Origin of the sequence: Loigolactobacillus jiayinensis, from assembly GCF_003946445.1 — a bacterium.
Lineage (GTDB): Bacteria > Bacillota > Bacilli > Lactobacillales > Lactobacillaceae > Loigolactobacillus > Loigolactobacillus jiayinensis.
This window is the reverse complement of record NZ_RHOF01000020.1, coordinates 18,830-38,524: the sequence shown is the minus strand read 5'-3', so window position 1 is coordinate 38,524 and position 19,695 is coordinate 18,830. Positions and strand designations below refer to the sequence as shown.

Annotated in this window: 21 protein-coding genes; 9 read left to right on the top strand and 12 right to left on the bottom strand. The window is 36.7% G+C overall.

Annotated elements, in window-relative coordinates:
- Window positions 1-3: 3 nt before the first annotated feature.
- The 4 genes from EKM80_RS06550 to EKM80_RS06535 all read right to left on the bottom strand — a co-directional run bounded on the left by EKM80_RS06550 (window position 4) and on the right by EKM80_RS06535 (window position 2,396).
- Entirely contained in the window at window positions 4-510 is a 507-nt protein-coding gene (locus tag EKM80_RS06550; protein ID WP_125552316.1) for an antirestriction protein ArdA, read from the bottom strand.
- Between the two features lie 4 nt (window positions 511-514).
- A complete protein-coding gene (locus EKM80_RS06545) occupies window positions 515-736 on the bottom strand; it encodes a hypothetical protein (protein ID WP_003678268.1) in 222 nt (73 codons plus the stop codon).
- Window positions 737-901: 165 nt separating this feature from the next.
- A complete protein-coding gene (locus EKM80_RS06540; RefSeq protein WP_125552315.1) occupies window positions 902-1,216 on the bottom strand; it encodes a hypothetical protein in 315 nt (104 codons plus the stop codon).
- Window positions 1,209-2,396 (bottom strand): XRE family transcriptional regulator, encoded by a 1,188-nt coding sequence (locus EKM80_RS06535; RefSeq protein ID WP_125552314.1) that lies wholly within the window; start codon window positions 2,394-2,396, stop codon window positions 1,209-1,211. Before EKM80_RS06535 ends, EKM80_RS06540 begins: the two co-directional genes overlap by 8 nt.
- 292 nt (window positions 2,397-2,688) lie before the next feature.
- Here EKM80_RS06535 and EKM80_RS06530 point away from each other — a divergent pair, with 292 nt between their 5' ends.
- Both EKM80_RS06530 and EKM80_RS06525 read left to right on the top strand, forming a co-directional pair.
- A complete protein-coding gene (locus tag EKM80_RS06530; protein ID WP_125552313.1) occupies window positions 2,689-3,537 on the top strand; it encodes a hypothetical protein in 849 nt (282 codons plus the stop codon).
- A complete protein-coding gene (locus EKM80_RS06525) occupies window positions 3,534-6,539 on the top strand; it encodes a DEAD/DEAH box helicase (RefSeq protein ID WP_125552312.1) in 3,006 nt (1,001 codons plus the stop codon). The genes EKM80_RS06530 and EKM80_RS06525 overlap by 4 nt, the downstream gene beginning before the upstream one ends.
- A gap of 379 nt (window positions 6,540-6,918) precedes the next feature.
- Here EKM80_RS06525 and EKM80_RS06520 read toward each other — a convergent pair whose 3' ends face one another.
- The gene (locus EKM80_RS06520) at window positions 6,919-8,304 is read right to left on the bottom strand and encodes an FtsK/SpoIIIE domain-containing protein (RefSeq protein ID WP_125552311.1); all 1,386 of its coding nucleotides are present in this window, start codon (window positions 8,302-8,304) and stop codon (window positions 6,919-6,921) included.
- Window positions 8,305-8,398: 94 nt separating this feature from the next.
- Here EKM80_RS06520 and EKM80_RS06515 point away from each other — a divergent pair, with 94 nt between their 5' ends.
- Together EKM80_RS06515 and EKM80_RS06510 are read left to right on the top strand one after the other, a co-directional pair.
- The gene (locus EKM80_RS06515; RefSeq protein WP_003688751.1) at window positions 8,399-8,686 is read left to right on the top strand and encodes a transposase; all 288 of its coding nucleotides are present in this window, start codon (window positions 8,399-8,401) and stop codon (window positions 8,684-8,686) included.
- Window positions 8,687-8,709: 23 nt separating this feature from the next.
- Window positions 8,710-9,588 (top strand): IS3 family transposase, encoded by an 879-nt coding sequence (locus tag EKM80_RS06510; RefSeq protein ID WP_010011610.1) that lies wholly within the window; start codon window positions 8,710-8,712, stop codon window positions 9,586-9,588.
- Here the strand turns inward: EKM80_RS06510 and EKM80_RS06505 are convergent.
- The 7 genes from EKM80_RS06505 to EKM80_RS06475 all read right to left on the bottom strand — a co-directional run bounded on the left by EKM80_RS06505 (window position 9,574) and on the right by EKM80_RS06475 (window position 15,440).
- On the bottom strand, window positions 9,574-9,879 hold the full coding sequence (locus EKM80_RS06505; protein ID WP_125552310.1) for a hypothetical protein: 306 nt from the start codon (window positions 9,877-9,879) through the stop codon (window positions 9,574-9,576). The genes EKM80_RS06510 and EKM80_RS06505 overlap by 15 nt on opposite strands.
- Before the next feature lie 43 nt (window positions 9,880-9,922).
- On the bottom strand, window positions 9,923-10,186 hold the full coding sequence (locus tag EKM80_RS06500) for a hypothetical protein (RefSeq protein WP_125552309.1): 264 nt from the start codon (window positions 10,184-10,186) through the stop codon (window positions 9,923-9,925).
- A 25-nt stretch (window positions 10,187-10,211) separates the two neighbouring features.
- Window positions 10,212-10,481, bottom strand: coding sequence for a hypothetical protein (locus tag EKM80_RS06495; protein ID WP_125552308.1), 270 nt, complete (start codon window positions 10,479-10,481; stop codon window positions 10,212-10,214).
- Between the two features lie 77 nt (window positions 10,482-10,558).
- A complete protein-coding gene (locus tag EKM80_RS06490) occupies window positions 10,559-10,927 on the bottom strand; it encodes a YdcP family protein (protein ID WP_125552307.1) in 369 nt (122 codons plus the stop codon).
- 33 nt (window positions 10,928-10,960) lie between these two features.
- Window positions 10,961-11,278, bottom strand: coding sequence for a DUF961 family protein (locus EKM80_RS06485; protein ID WP_125552306.1), 318 nt, complete (start codon window positions 11,276-11,278; stop codon window positions 10,961-10,963).
- Window positions 11,279-11,325: 47 nt separating this feature from the next.
- Complete coding sequence (locus EKM80_RS06480) at window positions 11,326-11,571, bottom strand: SpoVG family protein (protein ID WP_225417301.1); 246 nt, start codon at window positions 11,569-11,571, stop codon at window positions 11,326-11,328.
- Window positions 11,571-15,440, bottom strand: a complete 3,870-nt coding sequence (locus EKM80_RS06475) for a SpaA isopeptide-forming pilin-related protein (protein ID WP_164506549.1) — start codon at window positions 15,438-15,440, stop codon at window positions 11,571-11,573. Before EKM80_RS06475 ends, EKM80_RS06480 begins: the two co-directional genes overlap by 1 nt.
- 718 nt (window positions 15,441-16,158) lie before the next feature.
- On the opposite strand from EKM80_RS06475, the gene EKM80_RS06470 reads away from it, so the two are divergent.
- The 5 genes from EKM80_RS06470 to EKM80_RS06450 all read left to right on the top strand — a co-directional run bounded on the left by EKM80_RS06470 (window position 16,159) and on the right by EKM80_RS06450 (window position 19,687).
- Complete coding sequence (locus EKM80_RS06470) at window positions 16,159-16,500, top strand: cupin domain-containing protein (RefSeq protein WP_125552303.1); 342 nt, start codon at window positions 16,159-16,161, stop codon at window positions 16,498-16,500.
- On the top strand, window positions 16,500-16,820 hold the full coding sequence (locus tag EKM80_RS06465) for a cupin domain-containing protein (protein ID WP_125552302.1): 321 nt from the start codon (window positions 16,500-16,502) through the stop codon (window positions 16,818-16,820). The genes EKM80_RS06470 and EKM80_RS06465 overlap by 1 nt, the downstream gene beginning before the upstream one ends.
- Before the next feature lie 135 nt (window positions 16,821-16,955).
- Window positions 16,956-17,384, top strand: coding sequence for a MarR family winged helix-turn-helix transcriptional regulator (locus EKM80_RS06460; RefSeq protein WP_125552301.1), 429 nt, complete (start codon window positions 16,956-16,958; stop codon window positions 17,382-17,384).
- Entirely contained in the window at window positions 17,381-18,076 is a 696-nt protein-coding gene (locus tag EKM80_RS06455) for a YczE/YyaS/YitT family protein (protein ID WP_191985936.1), read from the top strand. Before EKM80_RS06460 ends, EKM80_RS06455 begins: the two co-directional genes overlap by 4 nt.
- Before the next feature lie 138 nt (window positions 18,077-18,214).
- Complete coding sequence (locus EKM80_RS06450; protein WP_125552300.1) at window positions 18,215-19,687, top strand: UbiD family decarboxylase; 1,473 nt, start codon at window positions 18,215-18,217, stop codon at window positions 19,685-19,687.
- Window positions 19,688-19,695 lie beyond the last annotated feature (8 nt).

Genomic DNA, 19,695 nt, shown 5'->3' with positions numbered 1-19,695 from the left:
ATGCTATTCAGAATATTCATAAATTCCGTTACTGGTAACAAGGTAATTACCTTCAATTTCTAAGTCTCGGCCTAACGCAACATAGTCAATATACAATTGAACCTTATCTGGTAGTTCACCAAATATAAGACCCTCCTCAACGAGATAACTGGCTAGGTCTTCCATGCTGCCTTCATCGTAGTGAGTTATCTCTTCAGCGTGTTCAATTAAATCATCAATATTAGTGAACCAATTGTTGATTAATTCATCCATCGCTGAATAAACTGGACTATCGGCCAGGCTTTCAATACTTTCATAAAGATTGTTTAATTGGTCGATACTTGTATATTGATCAATTTTGAATGGCATTTCATAGTCATGTATGGCATATTCCTCGTATTCATTGTTTAAACCGATCCGTTCCTTAACTTCATCAAAGTCGAGTGGAAAATGGAACCAGGCACCAACTAATTCTCCTTCGTTATATTTACCGAGGTTAGCAATATAAACTTGCATTTCATCAGGTTGCATATGATCACGCTCCTACGACACGATTGAATAAGTTAAGCAATACATCTTTAACACCAGCGGTATTAAACACTAAACCAACTGCAATTAAGGCAATGATGAGGAAGCCAATCAATTTAGAGAATTCTCGTTTGAAGCCTAGAAAAACACCAATAACGGCAATAGCCATCAATACTAAGCTTTGTGCATTACTTGTAAACCAGTTGAATAAATTTTGTCCGAAGTTCATATATAATCATCCTTTTTATTTTTATTTAGTGGCATGATCTCCAAATTATTACGACTATTTTGAAATGGTTAGCCGTGACCAAATTGTTTATTTATAAGATTTAAAAGTTTCAGCTATGGGTCCAATCACTGAAACTACTAGGATCTTTCGACTTCTTTATGATTATCAAAAACCTCGTTTCATTTTTTGCTTTGTTAAAATCGGTAGACCAGTGCGCATTGATGTTTCATATAGCAATTCAAAATACAATTTGTTTTTCATTGGTTTGCCATAGACGCTCCAAAGCGGCGCCGGCCAATAAACAGAAAAGCACCAGTCAAAGTAGATGGCTGGTACTGAAAAATATTCGGTCATTTCAAATAGTTGATAGAAGTTTATATCTTCAACAATTGCAACAAGTGAATTATTATAGTTGTAAATATTTAATATATAGTCTTTAGTACTAGTGGGGAAGGTCACTATTGGCTGATTATCATTCAAAAAAATCACCACCGATTTTATCAGTAATGATAGTTTGTTGTTCTAATAATTTTAGATGACGTTTTTGTAGTTCTACACTTTTAATCATGGTCATTGTTTCAGTATTGCCGTTAAAGGCATCTATTTTAAAGAGAACTTTCAACATTGGCGCGACTTGTTTCTGTATCCAAGCTTTTGTTTTTCTTAAATCAAAAGGCTCAGGTGCTAATGTTAGACGAAGTGATTGGCGATTTTTACCGCAAAATCGGTACCACATTTTATTAAGTGGCCATTTAGTTCGTTCTTGATTGGCTCGATAGTCAACAAAACGTAAATAACGAGTGATGATACCAAAAGCAGTTTTTTCAACATCACGATAGATCAACAAATCTTCAATAGCTAAAGCAGCACGATCATTTTTCAAACGAATTTCAAAACGATTTTTAATTGCGTAGTCATCTGGGTCAATGCCAAATTTTTGATTTTGCTCGGCTGCTTTTTCATAGATGCAAAAGTAGATATCGCTTTTCATTGAGCCAATATAGAGTGTGGCACCTTTATCATTTTTTTCGGGATCATTCATAGGTCCAGATTGAAGGCCTTGAAATCTACGCATCACTGAAATACATTCATTGCGATCACATTTGGTTATTAATTCAGGAATATCAAGTAGGCCGGCCATATCGTTGATTGCTAAATCTATTCGTTTAAAAGTGGCATTTTCTTTCATACAGATGCGAAAGAAATCAAACCAAGTTTCGCCATGAGTGAGTAGGATACCTTCAAATTCACGACAGCCTTGTCCTTTTAACTCAACTAGCGTTCCTAGATTATCCGTTGGTGGGGAGATCATCACTTGAATGTTTGAGAAAACATATTTTGCTGAGTAACCGTAGTACGCCCAATCCTCAAAGAGCATGTAATCAAGGTCAAGCTGTAAAATGTTTTTGATCAGCATCTCGGCGTTATGACTTGGAAAACGAACGCGAACGTAATCAAAAATTAAATTGAGTTCAGGTTCATTTGACCAACGATTTAGTACTTGATCAATTTGCATTTGTAAAGCGCTACTAGCATTACTGTTACCAGCTTCTACTCTTTGTAGATATTGACGGGTGACACCAAGTCGTATAGCTAATTGGTCTTGAGTTATTTTCAGTGCTTTGCGCCTTGATTTAACGGAGTTAGCCCAATCAGACAATCGATCACTTCCTTGTTAAATTTTGTAAATAAAAAATGCAACCTTTTTACGATAGGTTGCATTTTCTTAAATCTATTAATTTAGTTGTTATATCAACGTTTCTACTGTGCACTTTTCTATATGTTAGTCAATTACTACCCCCCTGTGAGATACCGGGGGTTGATGCGGCCGGCTAGCGCCGACCGCCGCTCACGCTCGCGCTTTTCGCGCTGCCGCGCGGCGTGGCGAGAAGGAATACGTGCTATAATAAGATTAATAATTTTTAAATTGAGAAAGATAGGTGAAGAACATAATGGCAGATGACCCTTTGTATGTTCAATGCTATTGTGCTATTGATCATGTGAAAAGTAATGAATCATTAAATATTGATCTAGTTAATATTAATGTTCCGTTTGATGACGAAAAATTACTTAAAGAGTGGGCAGTTAATTTTCGCAGAAAATTTATCTCTGATGACGATTTAATCGAGGAATTAGAAGATACAGGAATTAATGAACCACTTGATTATCTTTTAAGTCGAATTTATCCTACATTAGGTGATAATTTTGCAAATAGTGTAAGGATTGGGGATTTTGGGGAAGTATTAGTTGCTGAATATTTAATGTTTTTGGAACAATACTGGGTTCCAACATTATTTACCAGGTATTATGGTAAACCCAATAAGGATAAGTCTACAATGGGATCGGATATTTTTGCAATTAAATTTGCTGACGATTCAGGTGAAAATCCAAATGATGAGCTTTGTATATGCGAAGTTAAGACAGGTTTCTCTGGAACTGCTAAAAGTAGACTACAGAATGCAATTGATGGTTCTAATAAAGATGATCTTAGCCAAATTGATTTAAGAGTAAGTGCATCATTAGGAGCGTCAAAATTAGGACTCAAACATAACCAGAATGGCTCACCCTTTAATTATAAGAAGATAGCTAGATTTGAGAATCCAATCGAGCGACCTTACAATAATCAATATCTTGCAGCAGCGGTCGTGGATGACACAATTTTAAAATTTAATAAACTGAAAGAAGTAACTGTGGGATTTTCAAAACATAAAAAGAATTTAAGAATGATAACTTTTCATGGGATTGATTTGAGAAAATTATTGAATGCACTGTATGGCGAATTGGGTGGTGAACAATCTTGAGAGAAAATAATGATGTTCTCAAGAGCGTGTGGACTAAAGATAAGGAATCCGAACTTGGCCTTAATAGTTTAGAAAATAAAACAAATGAAAGACTCAGCAAGTTATTATATTATACACTAGGGGCTATAACGGACTATCTTTGTAGAATAGATGAAACAACAAATATTGAAACTGAAATTAGATTACAATTTTCTGCTAAATATCTTGAACTACTTAAATCAATAACTAATGATAAAAATATTTTTAATGGTGATGCACAGATTTCTTTGTTTAGTGCGGTTTCATATTACTTTGCTGATTTTGAGGGTGCCGCGATGGTAGCTGTTAAAAACATTAAGATTGGGAAGCTTAGTTCAATACAAAAGATGTTATTAGATGTTCTGAGGGTGTCTAATAATAGTTTTAATTCTAATAGTAAACTTTGTACATTGTTGCATGAATCACTTCTCGGTAATGGACCGCTTGAATTAATGGATTCATATCTAGGAGAATTAGTTGATAATACTTATCGTTCTGGAAATGATATGGATATAATTGCCGTTGAGTGCCTTAAACAAATGGTAAAATTAAAATTGTCTACAGCAACAATGGAATTGATGCCCAGATATTCGTCCAGCAATCATCAATATTGGCAATCATTGGTTAAAAAAGGTAAATTGAAAGAACTTCTTTGGCCATCACAACGAAAGTTAGGTGAAAATGGGATCTTTTTAGGAGATTCTGCTGTAGTTCAGATGCCAACAGGTGCTGGTAAAACAGCATCCATATCATTAATTATTAGATCAACTTTATATAGAAACAATCTAACAACTATTATTGTTGTTGCACCTTTTAAATCAATTCGAGATGAGATTTTTAGTAAACTATGCAGAGAATTTGCCGATGAATCAATTTCTTTTACCAAAAGTAGTGACGATTTAATATTTGATCTTGGAATATCAAGTACTAAGTCTTCTATTGTTGTGGTTACTCCCGAGAAACTTCTTTTTTTAATTAGACAAAGTCAGGGAATCCTTTCAAATGTTGATTTGATTATTTTTGATGAAGCACATCAGTTAGATAATCATGATCGTGGAATTACTTTTGAGTTATTGTTGACAACCATTAGTGAATTAGTGCCAGAGGATGTTCAGAAAATTTTTATATCAGCGGTTATTGGAAATCCCGATACAATTTCTGATTGGTTTAATTCTGGAAATAATGTGGAGATATCAGGAATTAAACAGAAAAAATATTCCCGATCTTATGGAATTGCTGGTTGGAACAAGGAGAATGATTCTGGAACTTTACTGCTAGCAAATGATATTAAAGTTTCTAATCCATGGATTAGGTTTGATGACGTTATACAAAAAATTAAAGTTACACCAAGAAGAATTGAACCTAATTTTATTAGGAAACAAAAATCTACCACGAAGCAATGGGTTACAACTTTATTTGCTGAAAAATTGATTTCTGCCGGTATGGTTGCAGTATATTCGCCACGAAAAGACAGTATACGAAATCTAGCAAAGTGTTTTCTGGAATTAACGAATGTAAGAAATTCATTTAGTAATCAATTAAGAAATAATGATTATGATTACAGATCTACAAATTCATTGGCTACTCTATTTAGTAAAAACTTTGGAGATAAGAGTGTGCTAGTTCGATCATTTTATAAAGGAATTTTTATACACGATGCGGAAATTCCGAGTGGAATTCGCAATGCTTTGGAGTATGAGGCTTCACAGGGACATATTAAGTTGTTACTGTGTACATCAACGCTAGCACAGGGAGTAAATCTACCTATAAAGTCAATGTTAATTACATCTAAGGGTTATGGAAACTTAAAGTTGAATAATAGAAGTTTACGAAATTTGATAGGAAGGGTCGGACGCCCAGGAATTGAAAACGACGGTAACGTAATTTTTATGGCTTATGGAAATGTGCATGAGAATAAGGAAACCCAAAAGGCTATAATTAGCAATATTAACAGAGAGAGGGTTGAGGATTTAGGAAGTTCAATTCTAAATTTATTCCGGGATACACCTATTGATGAATATAATTATCAATCAGCGGTTATAACTACATCTATGTGGTTTCGTGCTGATTTCTTAAAAAATCCAGTTATGTGGATAAAAGCAAATTTATCAAATGTAAATCCAAATTTAAAAAGTGTTTTTCAAATAAAAGCTGATGCCATTAGTAAAATAGAAAATTTTTTAATGGCTACGTGGGATTTACTGAACGATGGAGACCCTGAAGAAAATTTGATACATGTTGTTGAAAAAACATATGCTTATGCCATCGGTAGTGATGATGACAAAAAATTAATTATGGAACTGTTTATGAATCTATATAAAAAAATAGTAATTTTAGATCTTGGAAATGAAAAAATTAAAAAATATAGTAAAATGATGATTGGTGTTAACGATGCTATAGATATTGAAAATTTCGTTGAAGTCAATATAAACGATTCTATTGAGTCAGACGATATTGTACAAGTTTTAAAAGATATATGGCCTGTACTAGAACAGAAACTTGATCAATCCGATGCCAATGTATTGAATTTATATTATCAATTTGCAAAAATGTGGATTATGGGTGAGTCTTATGTCGAGATGGTTAATATGTGGAACAAATACCCAGATATACGTATTGGTAATAGGAAACCTTCTGTTGAATTAGTTTTTCACATATGTGACCAAATATTACAATACGATTTGTCTATGCAAGTATCATCTATTTTGGAGTTGGTTAGCGATGAATCAAAAAAGAAACGCCTGACTAATTTACATGAATCAATGAAGTTAGGACTTCCAAACCAAACTGAAAAAAATTTGTATAGATTGGGACTAAATGATAGATATCTGGTCAAAAGCATTGCAGACATAATTGGAAAAGATAACCTTGGAGAAAAACGAGTTAAAGAATGGATACGTACCCCTGAAAATCAATTTTCAGTAAAAGAAAATCTGAAAGAGTCACTACCAAATTACTATATTAATATCTTAGAGCATATTTAAAATATTCTGAAAATTAGGAGTTACCAGTATGGTAATGAATTACAATAAGTTTAAGGTTTATGATGCTTTCAGGTCTATTAAGCTTGATGAGCTAAGCCAAGCGATATAAGTAACTATCCTGGGTATTATCAAGTAGCGTTATACTCTCAGCATAATTTAATACTGTTTTATAATAGTAGATAAGAAATCAAAAATATCGTTGATGTTATCCACGGTTGCATATCATGGACAGTGTAGAGATAAAGGACTCTCAAGGCTTTCTGCTACGTTATTACCCTAATCCTCAGCATTAGTCTGGGAAAGATTAGCAATGTTAAGCCGAAAATCTTCTTTAAATCTGGGCTCATTATTAATTCTGACTGATGGCATATAACCCTCCTTAATTATCTGGGGTAGATTGCTTTTCGGTATGCATTGATAGATAAGCCGCTTCGATTTTGGTTAGAAAGTCATACTTTCTGGGTACCATTGGTGTATAGAACTCACTAATGACACTACCACCAGTATCAATGTAGCCACGACCTTTAATTGGTTTCTGGAAAAAATCTTTATTGGTTTCTCCGAACATCATTGTATAGCCAAGGTCAGACATTCTACCAAGTGCTACACGGAACATGAATTGATCACGAATACCATCACCGAGATATTTAGCATCCGGCCGTTGACAGGCCAGGATTAAAAAGAAGCCGGATTGGCGGCCTAACATAACAATCTGTTTGAGTTTACTCATAGCGGTAATGGATTCACGACCAAGCATATCCATAAAAGCAACATACTCATCAAAAATCAGAAAATGGGCAGGTAATCCAAGATAGGCGTAGTTTTCGCCAGTCTTGTAACCGTCCATTTTTTTCATTGCTTCATTACGAGCCATCATAGCGTTATAAAAGTCATTCAAAGCGGCAATCATATCTTCTTTTTGAAAGTGAACATCAGGCAGCACCGCTTCTAAATCTGCCAAATCAGCATTCTTGGGATCGAGGATAGTTAGTTGTGCATTTGTTTTGAGTAGCGATTCAATCAAAGTCAAAATAAAGTAGGTTTTACCACCACCAGTACCGCCAGCAATCAACATATGTGGAAGTGAATCATATTTCCAAGTTACAGTTTTCATCAAACGCATTTCGCCATGATCACAAGTTACATCTTCGATTCGAATACGATTAGCAATGGTATCGTAGAGTAAAGTATATTCAACAAATGAGTTGTGGAGTACTTTATCGACCATTTCGCAAAAGAGGCCGGCTTCCAATTTTTTCTCTAAATGTAGTAGTTGATCCTGATATGAAGACATAACTATTTCTACTTGAATGTGGATTAGACCATCTTTTAATAGATAATACACTCGTGGAAAGTAGCTGATTTTTTCTTTTGATTTTCGGCTAGATAAGTCTTTAAAATAACTTTCACTTTGTTGTGTGGAAGTTTCATACCAGTTATTTTCTAAAATCATGCGCGCCAACTTTTGTCGGTGGCGCAGTTGTTGATAGAAGTTGTCAAAGCGTACCCGTAAGATGATTACTAGGGTGGCAGTAATAATAATGCTAACAATAGTACTCAATATTAGACCGTACCATGACCAAGATAAGGATTTAATGAACGGCCACGAAACATTCTTTAAATTAATCTTATTCAAAATATTCCAATAGAACGTAACTACATTTAATAGGAAGAAACTGAGAAAAACAGAAAGTAAATAATGGAATAACAAGTACTTGTGGTGCGGATAAATTCTGATGCCACGATATTTAAAGATTCGATTCATCTATATCACCACCTGGGCCTAGAATAAAAAGTGTACAAGTTAAATAGAGACTCTGATTTAGTATAATTAAGGAAGTAAATTGGAGGATCAAATAATGACGAAGCACAGTTATGACAAGGAATTTAAGGAACAGGCCGTTCAGTATTACTTAGATAACAAGGATCACATGACCATGAATGAAATAAGTAAGAATCTAGGTATTGGGGCTAGTACATTACATAAATGGATTAAGCTGTTTACTGAGACTGGGGAGTTTGGCCGTGGCTCTGGTAATTTTGCCAGCGATAAGGACAAGGAGATTGCACGACTAAAGCGTCAACTTCGTGACGCTGAAGGAGCGATCGAAGTGTTAAAAAAATCAATCGGGATTCTGAGCAAGTAACTACCGAAAAGGTATACCAAGAAATGGACGTTCAGCACGCTTTGGAATCCCACCCTTCCATCAATGGTATGTGTGATTATGTTGGAATCTCAAGAAGTGGTTACTATCAACGAGAAAAGCGTCATAATCACCAATCACCGCGAAAGCTTCGGAAGAAGTTTATTCAAGGTGAAATTAAAGCAATTTGGCTCAAAAGCCTTTGTATTTACGGTGCCGGCAAAATCACCCAAGAACTTCGCTCAAAAGGATATAAGATCGCTGAACGAACTGTTGGTAAGTATATGCGTGAACTTGGCATTCACGCCGTTTACCTAACCCCTTGGACGACTACCACTCGCAATTCTAAGTTTGATAAACAGCTAATAAATATTTTAGACGAGCAGTTCAATCCATTGCGACCAAACGCCGTTTGGTGCATTGACACCACTTATATTCCAGTTCATGACGGATTCGTTTATTTAACCAGTATTATGGACTTGTACTCCCGACGGATCATTGGTTGGGACTTATCTGAAACCTTGGAGGTATCGAATGTCATCCCACTTATTGAAAAGACTAAGCACAGTCGCCATATTAGCAAGCCATTAATCATGCACAGTGATCGTGGTAGTCAGTTTACGTCTGAAGCTTACAATCAAGTTACAGCTAACATGACATTAAGCTATTCAAAGAAAGCTTATCCTTGGGATAATGCCTGCATTGAGTCGTTTCATGCCTTGATTAAGCGTGAATGGATAAATCGGTTTAAAATCCATTCATACTCCGAAGCTAAACGACTAGTTTTTCAGTACATTGAAACGTTTTACAACACAGTTAGAATTCACAGTCACTGTGGATTCAAATCACCAAAGCAACTTGAAGATGAGTATCAAACTCAAATTCAAAATTTAGTCGTGGCATAGGACAAAAAAGTCTCTATTTAAATTGTCTATTTTATTGACAGGGGACCAACCATAATATATTTGAAGACCGGTTTTGCTCTCGACAAGACTGAAAATAAATTTATTACCCCGGCCATTCACTGATTTTCTTGGTAAAATACCAAATATTAATATAGCGTCTGGATTTCCAAGAATACGCTTAGTAATATTTTTGATCAATACTTCTGGGGCTACCTGATAACAAGATAGAATATTGTTGTTATAATCGGTGATGAACTTTTCTTGATCAATCATAGGGATGCTGTGCTGCATTTATTACACTTCCTTAATTTGAGATTGTGAACATATCAGTTCATTAACCATCATTGACGCCAACATAATGAATCTGTAGGCCATATTCACTTTCATAACTAGTAAAAGTAAATAACTTGGCATGACCGTCTTCAGTCATTTCATCATTGATTTGAATATGTTGATAGCTTTCAGGACTATCAACTAAAATGGTGACCATTTCTTCTACTAATTCTTCTTGGTCCCGCTGAAATTCTGGTTTAACTTCATTACGATAGTCATCATAAAAATCTTCGCGGCGGACGACTGCTATATCATTGATCGACATATTGGTTTACCTCACTTTCAAATTATCATTCATCGGTCATACCGATATAAAAAACATGCATTCTATCGGTAGTTTCAAAAATATTAAAAGCAAATTTTTTAGTAACACCATCATTTGTTTGTTCACTGGCAATATACAAATGATGGTAAGCATATATTCCTTCAATCAAAGCAATAGTTACTTCATTTAATAAGCTTCTAAGATCTGTTTGGTAACGTGGCTTCACAGCTTGTTTGTAATTTCTGATGAAGATTTCTTTCCTAACAATCGGTATAGCACTAATATGCACTGGCATACTCTTGTCTCCTCGTATTGAATTTTCATACAAATACCCACAGAAATGTGGGTGAACGAGAGGGGGAAACTCTAAAGTTATTTTTTGTCATTAGCTGGTTTTTCTAATCCTTTCGCTTTTTCGTTTGCGGCCACAATATTGTCGGCTTTCAAATACCAAGACACATCAGCACCACGAAAGTCAGCATTAGCAACGGTGTCAATAACTGGATTAACTAGCATAACAACTTGATCGTAAGCAAACTCCTTAGTTCCAGCTTCAGCCGGAATAGAAACTTGAATCATCTGTCCTTGTTCGTAACTCTTTAAATCAAAGGTTCGTGCAGCAACATCATTAGTTCGATTGCCATCTTCGTCTTGGACAAATCGTTCACGCCGCTGGGCCGAAAATTTTAAAACACCAAATGTTTTTTCTGTATCTAGGACAATTCCTTCTGGTAAACGCATATAAAATTCCTTCTTTCTTTTGTCGTTAGTGGATTAGAGTTTAATGATGTCATCAGCATTGCAAGTGTAGTTGGTAAAAGCTTGATCACCAATTCGATAGCCAACAGCTGATACTCGAGGATTGATCAACTGGATACGTGCTTCTTTTTCAATGGTTAATTTTTTATCTCCAGATTCAGCCGGGATAGTGACCTCAATATTATCGGCACGTTGTAAATCAGAGTATAGATTGTAAGTGTGCGAGATAATCTTGCCATTACGACCACCTTCGCGATTCTCACTTTTTTCACTGCCAAAGGTTAAGTTGCCAAAGGTGCCTTTTATGTTAGGGATGATATTTTTTAGTTCCATGAATTAGTTCCTTCTTTCATTTTTGAGTAAATTAAAACCAGATAGTCTTAATTATCTGGTTTGAGTTGTTTATAATATTCAATTATTTTGCTTAATAGATCGTTGTAAAAATATTTATTGAGGGGATAGGTGGTGCGACCAGTTTCATTTTGGGGGAAGTTTAGGAATAGACGATAATTACCTTGAATCAATTGAATATCTTTAATGATCAAACAATGATTAAGGATAATTTCACCGTCAAGTAATACATTGGGCTGGTCACTGGGGTACATGTTGATTGCTGAAATAAACATTATTCTTCGTGATGCTTCTTGAGATGGTAAACACCAACAAAGATAAATACATTAGCTAAGATGACAAATCCGATAATAGAAAGCCAAATTGTTTTTTGTTCACCAGTTTGTGGTAAACGTATCAAAGGTTGGTCAATTTTTTTATCGGTCATTTCGGCTTTGACGATTTCACCATTGGTTTTAATTTCAAACGGAACTGGTTCCTCATTGATTTTATAGCCCTTGGGTGCATCGAATTCAATAAACTCATACTTACCAGCAGGCAAATTTTCAAAGCTAAATACACCGTGATCATCAGTCCGACCCTCAGTAACTGTCTTACCATCAGCATCAATAATTTTGATGCCAGTGTTTGGTAATAATTTACCATCACTGACATCTTTCTTAGTCAATTGAGCAGTACCTTTTATGAGATAGTTCTTTAGTTCGAACAAAATGAGTGACTGTTTACTTTTATCTGCCTCATCTGTTTCTTTTTCGTCAGCTTCAGTTGTTGCGCTAATTAATTTATTTTGTGTATCATAGGCAGTAATATCGTCTTTTGTAGAGATGATTTTAACTAAATCTGTATTTAAAACTAATTGGTTATTTGATGTTGCTTTTTCACGTAGATAAAAGGTGCCAACCGGAACGTTTTTAAAGGTTCCAATTGATTGATCATTAATTTTGATACTTTGAATAGTTTTCTTAGTACTATCCAATAATTCAAATTCTGCATCTTTAGCATTACCAGCAAAATCAAATTTATAACCAGTACCTTCATCAAGTTTTGCGACTTCATTGATTTTTTTGAAGGAGAATTCATTTAAGTGAAGTTTATTTAGAATTGGGGACTCTTTTTCACCCGTAATTTCGAATGACTTAGTTGCTTGATTATCATTGGCAGTAAATTCAAAGTCATGTTCGGCTGTATCTAGGTCAAATTGATCACCAGCGTCTAATTCCTTAACAAAGTATTTTCCTTCGGGAAGTTGTACACCATTAAAACTAGCTTTGCCATCTTTAGTAACGGCTGTTGCAACAAGTGCCTTCGCCGGAACTTTAATAGTACCGTTACTGTAAGCCTCACGAGTAAAGATACCGAAGACTTGACCATTGGCAGTAACTTTATCTAAAGTAGGTTTGTTGCCATTCCAATTTTTGATTGCTTCAGCTTGTTTAGCAACTGTCACGTTCAATTTTTGGAAGTCATTAGTCATTGCTAGGGAGGTGGAAGTGACTTCAACCGATTGGCCCGCATATTTCAGCTCAAAATCAATTGGGTTACTATTGAGTACATAGCCGTTTGGTGCACCAACCTCTTTAGCAGCATACTTGCCTAAATATAGTTGTGGTGTTTTAATCTGACCATTTTCATCAGTAGTTGCCGTTGCGACTACTTGTCCTTTTTTAGCGTGGACAGTCCCGTCAGCAGTTTTGATGTCTTCACGGGCAGTGAATTCAAATTTGGCTCCAGCTAGTGAAGTGTAATCATATTTGAAATTGTATTGATCGCCAAACTTAGTCGTTTGTTTATCAACACTAACTGGAGTAGCACCAGTTTTTTTCAGTGCAACGATACCTTTTTGTGACTTATCTAAAAACTTAATATCAACGATGCCATCTTTGTGTGTACCGTCAATTGTGAAGCTAGCTGGATCTTTTGCTAAAACATAGCCAGTAGGGGCTTTTGTCTCTACCAATTCATATTTTCCATAAGGCAATGTTTCACTGGTAATCAAGTAGCCAGCTTCATTAGTCAAGAATGTATCGGTCATACCATCATGGTTATGATTTGGCATGGTTACGTATTTACCAGTTTGTAATGATTTAATCTTAAAGGCTGCACCAGCTAATGGTATTGTCTTACCACTTTCTGTATCAGCTTTGACGACACGCAATTTCTCTTCAATTACTTTATTCTCGACGCCATAATGATGAGTTTCATTTTGTGTATGAATCGTTACTTTGAATGGATCAATGGTTTTGTAACCTTCTGGTGTTTTGTTTTCTGTAACAGTGTAAGTGTCATAAGGCAAGTCAGTAAATTTCAAATAACCTTCGCTGTCAGTTTTACCGGTTTTAACTACTTTTTTAGTAGTATCACTGGTAACCGTAAATTCAACATCAGCTAACGGTTTAGTTTTATTTTCTTTACCAGTTAGTTTGTTTGAGAGGGCAGTATGCCAGTCATAATTACCAATTTTTACGAGGTCAAAGCCGCCAGTGATTACTTGTTCTTTAACGGTTTCAGATTCAGTAGCGGTTTTCACATTTTGACCGGCGTAGGCTAGCTTAAATGGGTGTTTAGCTGTATCGCGTAGATAACCAGTAGGGGCAGTTTTCTCGACCCAGTAGTAGTCATCCAATTTTAGGTTGGCAACACTGGCCTGATTATCTTTAATAGTGACAGTTTTAACTAATTCATTATTTGAAGTTCGGTATAATTCATAGACCGCACCATCTAATGAGGCTGCACCCTGTGATGTTTTACCGGTTAATTTATCTTCTTTGATCAATGTGGCAGTTCCTAATTGTTCATCATCAGTAGCATGAACATCGCTGCTAGTGACTTGAACGTTTTGACCGGCATACTTTAATTCGAACGGTAACTTAGTAGTACTAAGAATATAGCCAGCTGGGGCTTTTTCCTCTACAGCATAGTAGTTGCCAAGTTTAAGGTTCTGTAGAGTCCCTTTACCGGTACTGTCTGTAGTAATCGTGCCAACTTTTTTACCATCAGTGCTATAAATGCCGTAAACTGCACCATTTAGACTGTAGTATTTGTTGAACATTGTTGTGCCAAATTCACGACCAATTTTTGATAATTGAACATTGCCAAGTTGTTCCTTGTTACCTAAAACAACTTCAATCGTTTGATTAGGAGCGATAATTGCTTCCTTTAAATCGCCTTGGTTGTAGTAACCATTTGGTGCCAATACTTCAGAAACTTTAACTTTAGTTCCAGCCTTAATATCGTTTAAAGCTGCATAGCCATCATTGCCGGTAGTAACTTCTTTAGTTTGACCATTGTATTCAAATTTAAGTTTGGCATTTGGTAATGCTTTGCCTGTATCAGCATCAACTTTTTTAGCGCGGAGATTACCATTTAAATTGACTTTGATATTTAATTTAAATTCACCAGCGTTTGATAATTTAAAATTAACGATCTTTTGTTGGCTTCCCTTAGTGTAAACAAACGATTGACCAACGTCGGCCTGTTTGGCAATGGCATAAATTAATTCACCACTAGCTTTAGAATCTTTTGTCGCCGTTAGTTTCAGTGAATTACCATTTTTATCAATTTGTAGATTAGCTGAGTTAGCAACCTGAGTGGCAAATTGTGCTAAACGATTGTTGGTATCGTTTAGTGTGATTGAATCACCAACATTTAGCGTAATATTTTGACCATCAAATGATGGTTTCTGATCGTGTGTATTGACTTTAGCTAGAATGACTTTCTTTTGTGCTTGATAGTCGGGTAGACTATTGGTTAACAACTCACTACCAAGTTCTTCCCAAATTAGCGTTTGGGTAACCCCGTAGTTGTAATTTGTGGGATTTTGTTGGTAACCGTAGTAGGCAATTTTTGCGAGTCTTTCTTTTTTGGCATCTGAGTATTCACTGGGATTGTAACCAGAGCCACTCATATCCAAAGGAACACCATGCTCAACACAGAAAGCAATTTTATTATCTACTTTCTTCATATAAATGCCTTCTTCAGTCCAATGAAGGCCATTAAAGTTTGGTAAATGCCAGGTTGAAACCCAATCACCAGCCTTAATATTTGTCATGTCTGCGGCAAATGCGGAAGTAGGTGCTGCAAAAACTGAAATGATCATTGTGAGTAGGGCGAACCAAACCGACAATTTTCGGGCTTTTATGTTCAATGCCTTTAACCTCCTAATAATTATTAATCTTTGATAAAGTGTAAAGAAAAAAGCAAACAATTTTATTTGTCTGCTTTTAATCATTCGTGTGCAATTTTTACGCAATTCGTGAGCAATTTGGCGCAATTTTATGGTTAATATTTCTAATGCTTTTTTTTGCTTAGAGAACTGTAATCGTAGTCTTACGTTCCCCAAAATCAGTACCAATTTTGGTACGGAGGCTTCAAACTGGTTAAAATACTTTGAAACTTTTAATTTTTTTGTAGGTGCAAAGCCCTATTTTGATTGATTTTAAAACCTATAGAAACCATAAGCTTCAAAGCCAGGTTTGAAAAAAGCCCGCAAAGCTTCACAGTTCTCAAAACGTTAATATCTTCGTTATATCAATGTTTTGGCAAAGCACTTGTCCTTATTGGGCAAGTGCTTTTTTGTCTCTTGAATTATCAAATTAAGTGCAATTCGTGATTATGATAATAAGGTGTTTTCCGCTTTAAACATCCCTTGGCCTATAAATTAGCGATTCCATAAACCCAAGCATTTTAGGCTTCATGTCTTGATTTTTAGGCAAGTATTTAGTGTATAAGCTTGATTAGTTGTCAGTTTGACGGTAACGGATAAGTCCATTACAATTGAGAAGAGTTCTTAATTAAAGCGAATACAAGAATTCTAGATTAGATTGATGCTTCTAAAAATCAAGCGGTCAAAGGAGTCTGATAGAATGAGCTATATCGAAAAGATTGCGCAGCGGCAAGTAATTGATTTAAAACAACTTGTACCTGTTGAGGAAGAGCAAATGTTGAGCAAAACGTTAGTGCAACGTGATGATTTAGGCATGACGATCCTTTCCTTAGATCAGGGGCAAACAATTGGTGGCCACGCATCGACTGGGGATGCGATGTTGAACATCTTATCTGGTGTTGCTGAAGTGACTATTGATCAGGATAAATTTGTTGTCACGGCTGATGAAAGTATTGTGATCCTAGCTAACTCACCACATGCACTATATGCCCAAGAAGCTTTTCAAATGTTACTGATCGTTGTGAAGCCCGAGGTGAAATAATGCGTTTAGACTTAAAAAATTTGATCAATTATCATGATGAACAGATCTCTAGCCGATTTTTAAGTGATAAAATTGGCACCAGTGCGCCGCTAACTTTGTATGCTTTTGCGGCTAATGAAACAATCAGTAATGAAGTTAGCCAATTACAAAAGGTTTTTATGGTACTCGAAGGGCAATTACAAGTTAGTTATGCGACGACTGAACGAGAAGAGATTGCCACTGCCGGTGAGTTGATTATTGTGCCAGCTAACGAAGCGCATAATTTAAAGGCGTTAACCCCGTGCAAATATTTCCAATTGGAGTTACCTAGCAACAACTAGCAGAAAATGTGCGCATAAGGCACTTATCCTACGTGGATAGGGGCTTTTTTATTTGGACGCATTTCTGTAAACCTTGACAAAAGTTATTAAAAGCATTTTAATGGATAAGTCCATTAAAAAATTGGAGGTCACTATTTGGAATTATTTGAATTCAGCAAGTTTATTGGTGCTATTTACCGGCAGTCAAAAAAAGACTTTAAGCATGAAATTACCGAGCTTGATGTTCGCGCAACTCAAAGTGATTTATTGATGTTTATTTACAATCATGCTGAGTTGACGCAACAGCAAATTGCCCAAGGGATGACGATCGATCCCAGCTTATTAGCGCGCGATATTCGTGTATTGATCGATAAAGGCTGGGTGCAGCGTGCCCCGCATGCCAATGATCGCCGGGCCAAGGTGATTACGTTGACACCACTGGGACAGCAGTTGGCCCAGCGCTTAAAGGAGATCACAAATAAGTGGTGGTCAGAATTATTTGCGCAAAACCCAGCGATTGATAGCCAAGTTTTTGGCCAACAGTTAGAGCTTGTCCGGCAAGCATTGGCGGTGAAAAAGTCATGATCAAGACTTGGGGCATTATTGGGACACTGAAACATTTTTTGTGTTTGTTATTCGGGATTACCGTTATGTCGGCGAGTGTTGCCTTGGCCCAAATTGCTATGCTGGGAACGTCGCCAATTTCAAGTATTCCCAACGTACTCAGTGAATTAACGCCGTTTACCATTGGACAATGGACAATTGTTTTTATGGTCGTTCTGATTACAATAGAGTGGTTCGTATTGCGTAAAAATTTTACTTGGGCAAATGTAATTCAACTTGTACCATCAGTTTTCTTCGGTGCAATGATCGATTGGTTTGTCGGTGTTTTTAGTTTTATTAAGCCAACACATTATTGGGTGCAGGTGGTTTTGACGCTGGTGAGTGTCGTTTTATTAGCAATCGGCGTTTTCTTTGAAATCAACTCACGTACATTGATGATGGCCGGTGAAGGGATCACAGCGGCATTTGCATTTTATAAGCACATGCAATTTCCGCGTATGAAAGTACGTGCTGATCTAACCATGGTTATTGTTGCGGTCGTGATAAGCTTAGTTTTCAGTCATCAATTAATTGGTGTGCGCGAAGGGACTGTTATCTCCGCGCTACTTTCCGGTCGGATTGTTGGCCTGATTGAAACGTACTGTCCTAAGTTGACTACTTGGGTCACGGATTTGGCACCAGATACTGACTTAGAAACTAACTCCGGTAAATAGTTTTATGACTACCAGCTAAGTGCTGATAGTTTTTTTATTATTCCACTTCAGCATAATAAAACGCCAAATACGATTTGTAGCGCTAAGCACCACCGCTTATACTGAACTAGTAAGCTTAATTCAGGAGGTAAAAATAAGATGGCAGATAAATATGATTTAAGAAGTGTTTTGGCCGAGCTCAAGCAATTGCCTGGCCAATACCATGAAACCGACGTTGAAGTTGATCCTGAAGCAGAACTGTCTGGTGTGTACCGTTATATTGGTGCAGGCGGTACGGTACAACGGCCAACTCAAGAAGGGCCAGCAATGATGTTCAATAATGTTAAAGGGTTCGCCCAAACACGCGTATTGATTGGCTTGATGGCTAGTCGCAAACGTGTTGGCGCTATGTTCCACCACGATTATAAAACGTTAGGCCAATTTTTGAACGAGTCTGTATCTAATCCAGTTTGGCCACAAATGGTCACAGAAGCTGAAGCACCTGCGCATGAGGTTATTCATCGGGCAACCGATGCTGATTTTGATATTCGTAAGTTAGTGGCTGCACCAACCAACACACCGCAAGATGCTGGTCCATACATCACAGTTGGTGTTGTACTTGGTTCTAACATGGATAAATCAAAGAGTGACGTAACCATTCACCGGATGGTCTTGGAAGATAAAGACAAAATCGGTATCTATATTATGCCAGGCGGGCGCCATATTGGGGCTTTTGCCGAAGAATATGAAAAAGCGAATCAACCAATGCCAATCACAATTAGTATTGGTTTGGATCCAGCCATTACCATCGGTGCGACCTTTGAACCACCGACCACGCCATTTGGTTATAACGAACTAGGTGTTGCTGGTGCAATTCGCCAGCAAGCAGTCGATTTAGTGGCTGGTGTGACTGTAGATGAAAAAGCGATTGCCCGTTCTGAATATACGTTGGAAGGCTATATTATGCCGAATGAACGGATTCAGGAAGATATCAACACGCATACTGGCAAGGCCATGCCAGAGTTCCCTGGCTACGACGGTGATGCTAATCCAGCACTGCAAGTCATTAAAGTCACCGCAGTAACTCATCGCAAAGACAAGCCGATCATGCAATCGGTTATTGGTCCTAGTGAAGAACACGTCAGTATGGCTGGTATTCCAACTGAAGCTAGTATTCTACAATTAGTTGACCGTGCGATTCCAGGTAAGGTTTTGAACGTTTATAATCCGCCAGCTGGTGGGGGTAAACTGATGTCAATTTTGCAGATTCACAAGGAAAATGAAGCCGATGAAGGGATTCAACGGCAAGCCGCTTTGTTGGCTTTTTCCGCCTTCAAAGAATTAAAGACGGTCATTTTAGTTGATGATGATGTGGATATTTTTGATATGAATGATGTTATTTGGACGATGAATACGCGGTTCCAAGCTGATCAAGATTTGATGGTTCTGCCAGGAATGCGTAATCATCCCTTGGATCCATCTGAACGGCCACAATATGATCCTAAATCAATTCGGGTTCGTGGGATGTCCTCTAAATTAGTTATCGATGGGACGGTACCGTTCGATATGAAAGATCAATTTGAACGGGCTCAATTTATGGAAGTTAAAGATTGGGAAAAATATCTGAAATAGTTTTAACT